At 65.5% G+C, this 11,643-nt stretch carries 13 protein-coding genes; 1 reads left to right on the top strand and 12 read right to left on the bottom strand.

Going from position 1 to position 11,643, the window contains the following annotated elements; translation table 11 throughout:
* The 12 genes from J2X67_RS07185 to flgB form a co-directional block, all read right to left on the bottom strand.
* Nucleotides 1-1,103, bottom strand: a 1,103-nt coding sequence (locus J2X67_RS07185) for a cache domain-containing protein (protein ID WP_309951792.1), incomplete at its 3' end; no start/stop codon positions are given.
* Between the two features lie 85 nt (nt 1,104-1,188).
* Entirely contained in the window at nt 1,189-2,907 is a 1,719-nt protein-coding gene (locus tag J2X67_RS07180) for a methyl-accepting chemotaxis protein (RefSeq protein WP_309951791.1), read from the bottom strand.
* A 25-nt stretch (nt 2,908-2,932) separates the two neighbouring features.
* Entirely contained in the window at nt 2,933-3,448 is a 516-nt protein-coding gene (locus J2X67_RS07175) for a chemotaxis protein CheW (RefSeq protein ID WP_281151311.1), read from the bottom strand.
* Nucleotides 3,449-3,458: 10 nt separating this feature from the next.
* Nucleotides 3,459-4,478: a flagellar assembly peptidoglycan hydrolase FlgJ gene (flgJ, locus tag J2X67_RS07170; RefSeq protein ID WP_309951789.1), complete on the bottom strand. Its 1,020-nt coding sequence runs from the start codon at nt 4,476-4,478 to the stop codon at nt 3,459-3,461.
* Between the two features lie 8 nt (nt 4,479-4,486).
* Nucleotides 4,487-5,548: a flagellar basal body P-ring protein FlgI gene (locus J2X67_RS07165; RefSeq protein ID WP_309951827.1), complete on the bottom strand. Its 1,062-nt coding sequence runs from the start codon at nt 5,546-5,548 to the stop codon at nt 4,487-4,489.
* Nucleotides 5,549-5,605: 57 nt separating this feature from the next.
* Nucleotides 5,606-6,295 carry a flagellar basal body L-ring protein FlgH gene (locus J2X67_RS07160; RefSeq protein ID WP_309951788.1) on the bottom strand — a complete coding sequence of 230 codons (690 nt, stop codon included), beginning with the start codon at nt 6,293-6,295 and terminating at the stop codon, nt 5,606-5,608.
* Nucleotides 6,292-7,074, bottom strand: coding sequence for a flagellar basal-body rod protein FlgG (gene flgG / locus J2X67_RS07155; RefSeq protein ID WP_281151307.1), 783 nt, complete (start codon nt 7,072-7,074; stop codon nt 6,292-6,294). Before flgG ends, J2X67_RS07160 begins: the two co-directional genes overlap by 4 nt.
* Before the next feature lie 37 nt (nt 7,075-7,111).
* Nucleotides 7,112-7,861 (bottom strand): flagellar basal body rod protein FlgF, encoded by a 750-nt coding sequence (locus tag J2X67_RS07150; protein ID WP_309951786.1) that lies wholly within the window; start codon nt 7,859-7,861, stop codon nt 7,112-7,114.
* Nucleotides 7,862-7,868: 7 nt separating this feature from the next.
* Nucleotides 7,869-9,083: a flagellar hook protein FlgE gene (gene flgE / locus J2X67_RS07145; RefSeq protein ID WP_309951784.1), complete on the bottom strand. Its 1,215-nt coding sequence runs from the start codon at nt 9,081-9,083 to the stop codon at nt 7,869-7,871.
* A gap of 89 nt (nt 9,084-9,172) precedes the next feature.
* Nucleotides 9,173-9,859 carry a flagellar hook assembly protein FlgD gene (locus J2X67_RS07140; RefSeq protein WP_309951783.1) on the bottom strand — a complete coding sequence of 229 codons (687 nt, stop codon included), beginning with the start codon at nt 9,857-9,859 and terminating at the stop codon, nt 9,173-9,175.
* 23 nt (nt 9,860-9,882) lie between these two features.
* On the bottom strand, nt 9,883-10,305 hold the full coding sequence (gene flgC, locus J2X67_RS07135) for a flagellar basal body rod protein FlgC (RefSeq protein WP_309951781.1): 423 nt from the start codon (nt 10,303-10,305) through the stop codon (nt 9,883-9,885).
* A gap of 17 nt (nt 10,306-10,322) precedes the next feature.
* Nucleotides 10,323-10,727 carry a flagellar basal body rod protein FlgB gene (gene flgB, locus J2X67_RS07130; RefSeq protein WP_309951779.1) on the bottom strand — a complete coding sequence of 135 codons (405 nt, stop codon included), beginning with the start codon at nt 10,725-10,727 and terminating at the stop codon, nt 10,323-10,325.
* A gap of 165 nt (nt 10,728-10,892) precedes the next feature.
* Here flgB and flgA point away from each other — a divergent pair, with 165 nt between their 5' ends.
* On the top strand, nt 10,893-11,606 hold the full coding sequence (flgA, locus tag J2X67_RS07125) for a flagellar basal body P-ring formation chaperone FlgA (protein ID WP_309951777.1): 714 nt from the start codon (nt 10,893-10,895) through the stop codon (nt 11,604-11,606).
* Nucleotides 11,607-11,643 lie beyond the last annotated feature (37 nt).

Genomic DNA, 11,643 nt, shown 5'->3' with positions numbered 1-11,643 from the left:
ATGATGTCGACGATCTTCTTGGACGAGGTGTTGATGGAGCCCATGGTGTCCACCACCTGGCTGACCACGCCGCCGCCGCGCACGGCCACTTCGGAGGCCGAAAGGGCCAGCTGGTTGGCCTGGCGGGCGTTGTCGGCGTTCTGCTTGACGGTAGAGGTGAGTTCTTCCATCGAAGCGGCTGTTTCTTCGAGCGAGCTGGCTTGCTCTTCGGTGCGCGATGACAGGTCCTGGTTGCCTGCGGCAATCTGCCCAGAGGCGGTGGCGATGGCGTCGGTGCCGGTGCGCACTTCGCCCGCCACCTTGGCAAGGCTGTCGCGCATGCCCTGGATTGCGTGCAGCAAGCTCTCCTGGTCGCCGCGCTTCAGGTCGATGCGAACCGCGAGGTCGCCATCGGCAATGCGGTGCGCAATGGCTGTCGCGTCTGCGGGCTCGCCGCCGAGCTGCTTCAGCAGGCCGCGCGAAATTGCCCAGCCCAGAACGAGCAGCCCCGCGGCCAGCACCGCCGCACCGATCGACAGGGCAATGATCCGGCCCATGATCGTGGTTTGCACCGTGTCCACATAGACGCCTGAGCCGATGATCCAGCCCCAGGGTTCGAAGCCCTTGACGTACGAAACCTTGGGCACCGGCTTGTCGCTGCCGGGCTTGGCCCACAGATAGGGAACGAAGCCCGCGCCGCTGGCCTTGACGGTGTCGACGAACGAGACGAACAGCCGCTTGCCGTTGGCATCCTTGTTGGACGACAGATCCTTGTTCTCCAGCGCCGGGCTGATCGGATGCATCACCATGCGCGGCTGCATGTCGTTGATCCAGAAATACTCGGTGCCGCTGTAGCGCAGGCCGCGAATCGCCTGCATGGCCTGCTCCTTGGCCTGCGGCTCGGTCAACGTGCCCTTGGCCACGAGCCCGTGGTAATGGGTCAGCAGGCCATGCGCGCTTTCGACCACCTGGCGCACGCCGGCCTGGCGCTCCTCCAGGATGAGCTTGCGCTCCGAAATCAGGAAAAGGGCAGTCAGGGCCGCCACGCCCATGATGGCGCTGGCCGTGAACAGCCCGAGCTTCTGGCCGATGCGCAGGCCACGGGGATTCAAACGGTTGAACATTAGTCTCTTCCTAGGGTGGATGTCTTTTGTGCGGTTCTGTCGACAGGTTTATCGGCAGGTCCGCGCAAGACTTGAGGCCATTAGTTCAAAATTCCGTCCAATCGCCGGCTGCGGTGCTGGCCGCGGCCAGTTGCCGGGGTGCGGTAGCCTCGCTTTTGCTGCCCAGCGCAGGGCGCAGAGCCCTGGGAGCGGACTTGAGGGGCCCGATTGCCGTTCGTGTCGCAGGCGCCGCAAACGTCAGCTCGCCACGCTGCGGCTGCGTGCCGGGCTCCAGCCTGAACACGCTCACAGCGCTCACCAGGCTGGCGGCCTGCTCCTGCATCGATTGCGCCGCAGCAGCGGCTTCTTCGACCAGCGCCGCGTTCTGCTGCGTCACCTGGTCCATCTGCGCGATGGCCTGGTTCACCTGCTCGATGCCGGTGCTCTGCTCCTGGCTTGCCGCGGTGATCTCGCCGATGATGTCCGCGACACGCTTGACGCCGCTCACGATCTCTTCCATCGTCTTGCCGGCTTCGCCCACCAGGGCGCTGCCCACATCGACCTTGCCTACCGAGTCGTCGATCAGGCCCTTGATTTCCTTGGCGGCCGCGGCCGAGCGCTGCGCAAGGCTGCGCACTTCGGAGGCGACAACGGCAAAGCCCCTGCCCTGCTCGCCCGCCCGGGCGGCTTCGACGGCCGCATTGAGCGCCAGGATGTTGGTCTGGAACGCAATGCCGTCGATCACGCCGATGATGTCGACGATCTTCTTGGACGAGGCATTGATCGAGGCCATGGTGTCGACGACCTGGCCGACGACGTTGCCGCCCTTGATTGCGACTTCGGAGGCGGACAGGGCCAGCTGGTTGGCCTGGCGGGCGTTGTCGGCGTTCTGCTTGACGGTCGAGGTGAGCTCTTCCATCGAGGCGGCGGTTTCTTCGAGCGAGCTGGCCTGCTCTTCGGTGCGCGAAGACAGGTCCTGGTTGCCTGCGGCAATCTGGCCCGAGGCGGTGGCAATGGCATCGGTGCCGGTGCGCACGCCGCCGACCACAGTGGCCAGGCTCGTGTTCATGTTCTTCAGGGCCTGCATCAAGAGGCCCGTCTCGTCGGTGGACGACGATTCGATATGGCTCGTGAGGTCGCCGCCCGCAACGGTTTGCGCCACGCGCACCGCCTCGTTCAACGGGCGGGTAATGCTGCGGGTGAGGAGCCACGCCAGCACGGCGCCGAGCAGCAGCGCAACCACGGCCAGCACAATCACGTTGGCACGGCCAGCGCGGTTCAGGCCCTCCACGGCGTCGGCGGCCTTGTCGATCCGTTCCGCCTGGTGCGTCAGCATGCTGCGAATGCTCGCGTCATACACGTCGAGCATGGGCACCAGCTTGTCGTTGGTGAGCGCAGCGGCCTCGTCCTGCTTGCCCTCGCTCTTCAGCTTGAGAATGGCGTTGCGCAGGTTGACGTACTGGCTGCGCTTTTCCTTGATGTCGGCGCTGATCGCCTGCTCTTCGGGCGAATCGAGCATGGCCTCGAGCTTGGACTGCGTTTCGGAAATGCTCGCACTGGTCTTGCTCATGTGCTTTTGCAGATACTCCTGCACTTGCGCATCGTTGCTCTTGACCAGCGCGAAGGTGCGCACGCTGTTGCTGCTTGTGTTGAGCAGCCAGTTGGCGGCCAGCCGCTCTTTGACCAGCGAGCGCTCCACCATCTCCTGTACCGCGTGGCCCACGCCTTGCAAACGGAACACGCCGATGCCTGCAATGCACGCCATGAGTGCCAGCACCAGGGCAAAACCGATGCCAAGCCGCGTGCCAATTTTCAGGTTCTTCATTTCGGTTGCTCCGTATGTATCAATGTCAGGTGAGTTTTTCGATCAGGCCCATCTCGTCGCTGGACATCAGCTTGTCGATGTCCACCAGGATGAGCATCCGCTCGTCCAGCGTGCCCAGACCGATCAGGTAGTCCGTGTCCAGCACGGCGCCCATCTCGGGCGCGGGCTTGATCTGCTCTGCGCTCAGCGTGATCACGTCCGACACGCTGTCCACCACCATGCCCACCACGCGACCGCCGATGTTCAGCACGATCACCACCGTGAACTGGTCATAGGTCGGTGCGCCCAGCTGGAACTTGATGCGCATGTCGATGATCGGAACGATGATTCCGCGCAGGTTCACCACGCCCTTGATGTATTCGGGCGCATTGGCAATGCGCGTCACCGCGTCGTAGCCGCGCAGCTCCTGCACCTTCTGGATGTCGATTCCGTACTCTTCCTGGCCCAGCGTGAAGGTCACGACCTCCAGCCGGCTGGAAACGGCGGGCGCCGCGCCGCCCCGGAGGTTTTGTTGTTGTGCGGGGGCGATGATCTCTGCCATATGAATTCCTTCAGCTGAACTTCTGCATGATGCGAACGAGCTTCTGCCCGTACTGGGGATCGGTTGCGTAGCCGGCCTTCTGCAGGCCATGCGCTGCCTCGGCCGGCGTATCCGCCGCCAGCACGTTGGCGTAGCGCGGATTGCGGGTGATGAACTTGGCGTAGTCGGTAAAGGCTTCGTCGTACGAGGCGTAGGCCCTGAACTTGGCGCGCACGCGCTGCGGTTCGCCGTCCACGTACTCGGTGGTGGTGGTTTCCACCACGGGGCCCTTCCAGCTGCGGTCGGCCTTGATGCCGAACAGGTTGAAGCTCTGCGTGCCGTCGTCCGCGCGAATCTCGCGCTTGCCCCAGCCCGATTCGAGCGCGGCCTGCGCAAGAATGAGCGGCGCGGGCACGCCGCTGGCGGCGCTTGCCACCTGCGCGGAGCCGCCCATGCGCTGCACGAAACTGTCGACGTTGCCTTGCAGCGACGCAACGGCTGCCGCTGCCGCCGGACGTTCGCTGTTGCGCTGGTAGATGCTCAGGTCGACCGGTGCGGCAGCCTGCCTTGCAGGCACGGACGAAGACGGTGCAGCCGAGGACGATGCGGCCGAGGCCGGTGCAAACGACGACGGTGCGGAGCCGAGCGGAATGCCCGACTGCGGCGTGATCGGAAAGCCCGGGCGCGGAGCCAGCGACATGCCCTCCACGCCGCTCTCCGATTCGCCGCCCGACGCCGCGCTGCGGCTGAGCTGCGCAAGCATTGCCTCGGCCAGGCCCACGCCGCGGCCCGAGAGGTTCTGCGCAAGCTGCTGGTCGAGCATCGAGAGGTAGACCTTCTCGTCGCGGTTCTCGAGCAGGCCGCTGGAGGGCGTGGCCTCGCGCATGCTCTTGAGCACCATGTTCATGAACAGCGCCTCGAACTGCCGCGACACCTGCTTCAGGCCTTCGTCAGGCGAGTTGCGAACGGTGTAGCGCAATGCGTCGACGCTCTGTACGTCGAGCGCAAGACGCTGGTCGAGCGCGCCGCTTCTGCTTTCTGGAATTGCCATGCCGGTGTTCAGATGATTTCGAGCTCGGCGCGCAGTGCGCCGGCGGACTTCATGGCCTGCAGGATGGACACCAGGTCTTGCGGATTGGCGCCCAGGCTGTTCAGGCCCTTGATCACGTCGGCCAGCGAAGCGCCGCCGCGCACCATCTGCAAGGCGCCGCCGCCCTGGTTGATGGAGATTTGCGAGGTTTGGCCGACCACGGTATTGCCGCCTGCGAATGCGTTGGGCTGGCTCACCACGGGATCGGTGTTGATGACCACTGAAAGGTTGCCGTGCGCCACGGCGCAGTCGTTCACGCGCACCGCCTGGTTCATCACCACCGAGCCGGTACGCGCATTGACGACCACGCGTGCCACCGCCTGCGTGGGCGTGACCTCGAGGCTTTCGAGCTGCGCGAGAAAGCCGACACGCTCTTGCTGTGCGGGTGCCTGCACCTGGATCACGCGGGCATCGAGCGCCTGCGCGGTGCCGGGGCCGAACTGCCGGTTGATGGCATCGACCGCGCGCTGCACCGTGCCGAAATCGGACCGGTTGAGTTCGAGCGAGAACATGCCCTCGCCGCCCACGGGCGCCTCGACGCCACGCTCCACCAGCGCGCCGCCGGGAATGCGTCCCGAGCTGAGCTGGTTGATCTGCGCCTTGCTGCCGTTGGCCGATGCGCCGGCACCGCCGACCACCATGTTGCCTTGCGCAATGGCGTACACCTGCCCGTCGGCACCCTTGAGCGGCGTCATGAGCAGCGTGCCGCCGCGCAGGCTCTTGGCATTGCCCATGGACGACACGGTCACGTCGATGTTCTGGCCCGGGCGCGCGAACGAGGGCAGCGTGGCCGTGACCATGACCGCCGCCACGTTCTTAAGCTGCATGTTCACGCCCTGCGGAATCGTGATGCCGAGCTGCTGCAGCATGTTGTTCAGGCTTTGCGTGGTGAACGGCGTCTGCATGGTCTGGTCGCCCGTTCCGTCCAGGCCCACCATCAGGCCGTAGCCGATCAGCGGGTTGTCGCGCACGCCCTGGATGCTCGCCAGTTCCTTCAGGCGCTCGGCATGGGCGGGTGAATGCAGGGCCATGGCGCACAGCGCCAGCAGGCCGACACGGCGCACGGTATTGCAGATGTTTTTCATGGTCTAGAACGGCATGACATTCAGGAAGAAGCGCTGCATCCAACCCATGTGCTGCGCCTCGTCGATATAGCCCTTGGCCGTGTATTCGATGCGTGCGTCGGCCACCAGGGTCGACGGCACGGTGTTGTTGCCGGAAACCGTGCGCGGATTCACCACGCCCGAGAACCGGATGTATTCGGTGCCCTGGTTGATGCCCATCTGCTTCTCGCCGCTGACCAGCAAGTTGCCGTTGCGCATCACATCGACCACCGTGACGGTGATCACGCCGTTGAAGGTGTTGTTGGCGTTGGCGCCGCCCTTGGCGTCGAGCTTGTTGCCGCCGGACAGCTTGGCGTCCTGGCCGTTGAGCAGCGAGCCCAGCAGCTTTGGAATGCCGCCTGCAAAGTCGGCGGCCAGGCTGCCGGTGCGGCTTGCGGAGGCGCCGGAGTTCTTGCTGGCGTTGACCCGCTCGCTGATGACGATGGTCAGGATGTCGCCCACGTTGCGGGGCCTGCGGTCTTCGAACAGTGCGCTGCCGCCGGGACCGTCCTGGAAGATCGCGCCGTTCGCGCGCCGCGGCGCAGAAGCCATGGTCTCCGCCCGCGCCGTCATCGGCTGGTGCACCAGCGGCTCGCGCGGCACCTGCGCGCAGCCCGTGGCCAGCACGACGGCCAGCGCCGACAAGAGAAGTGCGCGAAGACTGTGGGAGGTCATAACTGTGCGAGGCGCTGCAGCATCTGGTCCGAGGTTTGGACCGCCTTGCTGTTGATCTCGTAGGCGCGCTGTGTAGCGATCATGTTCACGAGCTCTTCGACCACGTTGACGTTCGATGCCTCGACGTAGCCCTGGCTCAGGATGCCGGCGCCGTCCACGCCCGGGTTCACCTGGTTGGGTGCGCCCGATGCGTCGGTCTCGGCGTAGAGGTTCTCGCCCTTGCTCTGCAGGCCGGCGGGGTTCAGGAACGTGGCCAGTTGCAGCTGTCCGACCTGCACCGTGTTGGTGGAGCCTGCCTGCGTGATCGAAACGATGCCGTCGCGGCCGACAGTCAGGCTGGTCGCGTTGGCGGGCAGCGTGATGGCCGGCTGCACCGGAAAGCCGCTGGCCGTGACGAGCTGGCCGTCGCGGTCGGTCTGGAAGGAACCGTCGCGCGTGTACGAGGTGGTGCCATCGGGCATCAGCACCTGGAAGAAGCCGCCGCCGTTGATGGCAACGTCCGTCGGCTTGTCGGTCTTGGTGAGGTTGCCCTGCGAGTGGATGCGCTCGGTTGCGACCACGTGCACGCCGGTGCCAACCTGCAGGCCCGAAGGCAGGCGGGTCTGGTCCGAAGTCTGGCCGCCAACCTGGCGCAGGTTCTGGTACATCAGGTCCTCGAACACGGCACGGCTTCTCTTGAAGCCCGTGGTGCCGACGTTGGCGAGGTTGTTCGACACCACGTCGAGTTGGGTCTGTTGTGCATCGAGACCGGTCTTGGCGATGTAGAGCGAGCGCATCATGATGAAAAATTCCTTGGGAGTTGTGTGAGGCGCAGGCTTAGCCGTACGCCAGCAGCTTGTTGGCCGATTGCGCGTTGTCGTCCGCGGTGCGCATCGACTTCATCTGCATTTCGAAGCTGCGGGCGTTGGCGATCATGGCCACCATGGCCTCGACGCCGTTGACATTGCTGCCCTCGACGGCACCGGTGGTCACTGAGACAGCGGCATCGGCTTCAGCGGGCGGCAGGCCCTCGCGCATGCGAAACAGGCCGTCGGCGCCACGCACCAGGTCGGCCGTGGGCGGGTTGACCAGCTTGAGGCGGCCCACCTCGGCAATGCCGATGGCAGGGTCGCCGGCGCCGCGCGCCGTGACGAGGCCGTTGGCGGCAATGGAGACGGCGGAGCCGGGCGGCACCACGAGCGCGCCGGCATCGCCGAGCACCGGGCGTGAGCCCATGGTGGTGAGCTGGCCTTCGGCGTTGACCTGCAGGTTGCCCACGCGGGTGTAGGCTTCGCCGCCGTCAGGCGTCTGCACCACGAGCCAGCCGTCGCCGTGCACCGCTACGTCGAGTGCGCGGCCGGTTTCGGTGAGCGGACCGTGGCTGAAGTCGGCACCCGGCGTGGTGGCAACCACGTAGGAGCGTGTCGACGCTTCCGGGCCGCCGCCGGTCACCGGCACTGCGCGAAAGCTGTTGATCTGCGCGCGGAACCCGGGAGTCGAGGCGTTCGCCATGTTGTTGGCGACGGAGGCTTGCTGCTCCATGGCCTGCTTGGCGCCGCTCATGGCGACATACAGCATGCGGTCCATAAGCTACTCAGCGGATGTTGATCAGCGTCTGCACGACCTGATCCTGCGTCTTCACCGTTTGCGCATTGGCCTGGTAGCTGCGCTGCGCGACGATGAGGTTGACGAGCTCGGAGGTCAGGTCGACGTTGGAGGCTTCCAGCGCGCCCGAGGCGAGCGAGCCCTGCTTGGTGCCTGCGCCCGGCGTGCCGGTGAGCGGCTGGCCCGAGGCCAGTGTTTCGGCCCAGACGTTCTCGCCCTTGGGCTCCAGGCCGTTGGGGTTGGCGAACGACGTCAGCACGACCTGGCCCATCAGCGTGGTCTGCTCGTTGGAGAACTTGCCGGTAATGGTGCCGTCGGGGTTGATCGAGAACGACGTCAGCGTGCCCGAGGTGAAGCCGTCCTGCTTCAGCGTCTTGATTTCATTGGCGTTGCCGAACTGCGTGGTGCCCGAGAGGTCCACCGTGGAATTGAGCGCCACCGAACCGTTGCCGAAGTTCATCGTCGGCAGGGTGATCGAGCCGCCCGCGGGCGTAAGCAGGTTGCCGTTGCCGTCGAAGGTCATCGTCGAGATGGGGGCACCGGCGTTGAGCGCGGTGCCGTCGGCGGCGCCGTACACGTTCCAGGCGTTGGCACCGGTCTTCACGAAGAAAACGCCGAGCTCATGCGGATTGCCGAGCGAATCGAAGATCGGGCCGAGCGCGTTCGAATAGTTGAAGGTGTCCGAATCGGTCGGGGAGAACGGGGTCTTGGTGGGCACCGTGCCGCGCGCGTCCAGGTTGAAGGTGGCGTCGATGGCGGTGGTGGCCTTCGGGCTCATGGCCGTGGTCTGGATCTGCAGCGGGCCGGGCGTGCCGCCGTCGAGTCCGCCGGTGGCCGAAACGCCGTAGCCCGTCAGGCGCAAGCCGGCGGCGTTGACGACAAAGCCGTCCTTGTCGCGCGTGAACTGGCCATTGCGCGAATACATCACCTCGCCGCTGGGGCTGCTGAGGCGGAAGAAACCGTCGCCGTTGAGAATGGCGATGTCCAGGGGCCGGCTGCTGGTTTGCACCGAGCCCTGGGTAAAGTTCTGCACGATGCCCGACACCGCAACGCCGAGGCCGACGCGCGAGCCTGCATACACGTCCTGGAACGTTGCCGCCCCTGACTTGAAGCCGACGGTGCCGGAGTTGGCGATGTTGTTGCCGATGACGTCCAGGTTGGCGGCGGCTGCGGACAAGCCGCTGATGCCTTGGGAAAAGCCCATGATCGAATCCTTGTTTCAGTGCGAGGAAAAAATGGAAATGGCTTGCGGCGCCGGGGCCGCTGCCGATGAAGAACGCATGCCGCGGTTGCTCAGAGGAACATGCGCACATCGGCCAGGCCGATGCTGTTGCCCGACATCAGTTCGAGCGTGATGCCGTCGGCCCCCTGCTTGACTGCAGCCACCTGCGAGAAGACCAGCGAGGTGGCTTTCACGTCGGTGCCGTTGTTGCTGGCCGAAACCGTGAAGGTGTACGAACCGGGCGCTGCCACGGTGCCGTCGTCGGCCTTGCCGTCCCAGCTGACGGCATTGACGCCTTCAGTCATGGAGCCGAGCGACATGGTTCGCACCGTGTTGCCGGCGGCATTGACGATCTTCACTTCGACGTTGCCGGCCGTACCCGGCAGCTGCACCGCAAAGGGCACGGCCGCCGGCTCTTCGCCGGCCTTGGGTTCGGTGGTGCCGATGGTGTTGCCCGGCGACAGCACGTTGTAGCCAATGAGCGATGCCGCCTGCAGCACCTGGTTGGTACCGGTCTGGTTGACCAGGCCGCTCAGCGCCGTGTTGAGCCGCTCGATGCCGCTCACGGTGCTCATCTGCGCGAGCTGGCTGGTGAGCTCGGCGTTCTCCATCGGGTTGAGCGGGTCCTGGTTGTTGAGCTGCGTTACCAGCAGCTTGAGGAAGCGCTGTTCGCTGTCGACTCCGGAGGTATTGCCCGCGCTCGAAGCGGCGGTGGCGGCGTTGAGCCCGGTGATGGAGGAGGTGTCGGAAATGGCCATGGCTTTTGGTGTGGGTGTACGGATTACTGGCCGATGCTCAGCGTCTTGACCATGAGGGTCTTGGCGGTGTTCAGCACCTCGACGTTGGCCTGGTAGTTGCGGGAGGCGGAGATCATGTTGGTCATCTCCTCGACCACGTTGACGTTGGGCATCGACACGTAGCCTTCGGGGTTTGCATGCGGGCTCTTGGGGTCGAAGACCATCTTCAGCGGCGAGGCGTCCTCGACCACGCGGGCCACCTTGACGCCGCCGATGTCCTGCTGGCCGGAGCCGGAAGAATCGACTTCGAACACCACCTGCTTGGCGCGGTAGGGCTTGCCGTCGGGGCCGGCCACGCTCTCGGCGTTGGCGAGGTTGCTCGCGGTCACGTTCATGCGCTGCGACTGCGCGGACATGGCGGAACCCGCCACGCTGAAGATGTTCATGGATGCGCTCGGATGCGGCATGCGTGTCTCTCCTGTGCTTACTGCGCCGCGGCGAGCAGCGACTTGATCTTGGCGCTGACCACGGTGAGGTTGGCCTCGTAGCGCAGCGCGTTGTCGGCGAAGTTGATGCGCTCGGCATCCATCTCGACGGTGTTTCCGTCAATGCTGGGTTGGCTCGGCACGCGGTACAGCAAATCGCGGTCGGGCATCGATGAGGCCTGGCCCTGGATGTGGCGGGCCGACGTGGCGGCCATCTGCACCGACTGCCCCCCGCGGCCCTGCTCTACTGCTTGCGTGAGGCGGCTCGAAAAATCGAAGTCACGCGCCTTGTAGTTGGGCGTGTCGGCGTGGGCAATGTTGGCGGCCAGCACTTCCTGGCGCTGTGCCCGGAGGTTGAGTGCTTCGCGGTTGAAGCGCAGCGCCGCATCCAGCTTGTCGATCATGTTTTTCCATCATTGGTGGTGCCGCGTCCCAGGTGGGCATGGCGACTGATGGAAAGCGAGTCTATGCATGCACTGCTTTCGCAATGGCCCGAACAAAGGGGCATTTGGCGTGCACTTCGAATCTTCGGATCCGGGGCGTCTTCCTAGAATTGCCGGGCACCCATGATGGAAAAAACCTACTCCCACGCGCGCCTCCTGAAGATCGTGCTGCCAGCCTTGGCAGCAGGACTCGCAGCGGCAATGCCCGTTGCCGCTGCGCCACTCACAGGCGACGTCCGCGTTGCCGTGGACAAGTTTCTTCAGGCGCAAACCGCCGGGCTGCCGGGCAAGGTGAGCATCCGCGTCGAGGCCCCCGGCTCCGGCTCGTTGCCGCCCTGCGACGCGCTCGAGCCTTTTCTGCCGCGCGGCGCCGCGGCCTGGGGCCGTGTGTCGGTGGGCCTGCGCTGCCATTCGGAGCAAAAGCCCTGGACGCGCTTTGTGCTGGCCCATGTCGCCGTCGAGGGCCGCTACTTTGTTGCGCTGCAGAACATCGACACCGGAAAGCCCCTGGGCGCCGGCGACTTTGCCGCGCGCAACGGCGACCTCACGGCGCTCCCCCGCTCCGTTGTAACGGACCCGTCGGAGCTCGAAGGCGTGGTGGCGGCCAACCGCATTGCGTCGGGCGCGCCGCTGCGGCGCGAAATGGTGCGCGGCGTGGCGGTGATCCAACAAGGCCAGACGGTCACGGTGGTTGCCGCCGGGCCGGGCTACAGTGTGAGTACCGAGGCCCGCGCAATGACCAGCGCCGGGGCAGGCGCCATCGTACGGGCCAAGACCCTGGACGGCCGCCTGGTCAGCGGCGTGGCCGACGAGGAAGGCCAGATACGGCTGGCGCAGTAGCCGAATTTACGGCGCAGTGCGCCATGCCCTAAAGTTT

Source organism: Variovorax sp. 3319 (genome assembly GCF_031456585.1).
GTDB classification, from domain to species: domain Bacteria; phylum Pseudomonadota; class Gammaproteobacteria; order Burkholderiales; family Burkholderiaceae_C; genus Variovorax; species Variovorax paradoxus_P.
The sequence above is the reverse complement of the archived record's forward strand: the minus strand, read 5'-3'. Positions and strand labels throughout refer to the sequence as shown.

Excerpts from the sequence above, each read along its gene's own strand:
- flgA (WP_309951777.1), top strand. The coding sequence starts at position 10,893 with ATGGAAAAAACCTACTCCCACGCGCGCCTCCTGAAGATCGTGCTGCCA.
- J2X67_RS07150 (WP_309951786.1), bottom strand. The coding sequence starts at position 7,861 with ATGGACCGCATGCTGTATGTCGCCATGAGCGGCGCCAAGCAGGCCATG.
- J2X67_RS07140 (WP_309951783.1), bottom strand. The coding sequence starts at position 9,859 with ATGGCCATTTCCGACACCTCCTCCATCACCGGGCTCAACGCCGCCACC.
- flgG (WP_281151307.1), bottom strand. The coding sequence starts at position 7,074 with ATGATGCGCTCGCTCTACATCGCCAAGACCGGTCTCGATGCACAACAG.
- J2X67_RS07165 (WP_309951827.1), bottom strand. The coding sequence starts at position 5,548 with ATGGCCCTGCATTCACCCGCCCATGCCGAGCGCCTGAAGGAACTGGCG.
- J2X67_RS07175 (WP_281151311.1), bottom strand. The coding sequence starts at position 3,448 with ATGGCAGAGATCATCGCCCCCGCACAACAACAAAACCTCCGGGGCGGC.
- flgB (WP_309951779.1), bottom strand. The coding sequence starts at position 10,727 with ATGATCGACAAGCTGGATGCGGCGCTGCGCTTCAACCGCGAAGCACTC.
- flgC (WP_309951781.1), bottom strand. The coding sequence starts at position 10,305 with ATGCCGCATCCGAGCGCATCCATGAACATCTTCAGCGTGGCGGGTTCC.
- flgE (WP_309951784.1), bottom strand. The coding sequence starts at position 9,083 with ATGGGCTTTTCCCAAGGCATCAGCGGCTTGTCCGCAGCCGCCGCCAAC.
- flgJ (WP_309951789.1), bottom strand. The coding sequence starts at position 4,478 with ATGGCAATTCCAGAAAGCAGAAGCGGCGCGCTCGACCAGCGTCTTGCG.
- J2X67_RS07160 (WP_309951788.1), bottom strand. The coding sequence starts at position 6,295 with ATGACCTCCCACAGTCTTCGCGCACTTCTCTTGTCGGCGCTGGCCGTC.
- J2X67_RS07180 (WP_309951791.1), bottom strand. The coding sequence starts at position 2,907 with ATGAAGAACCTGAAAATTGGCACGCGGCTTGGCATCGGTTTTGCCCTG.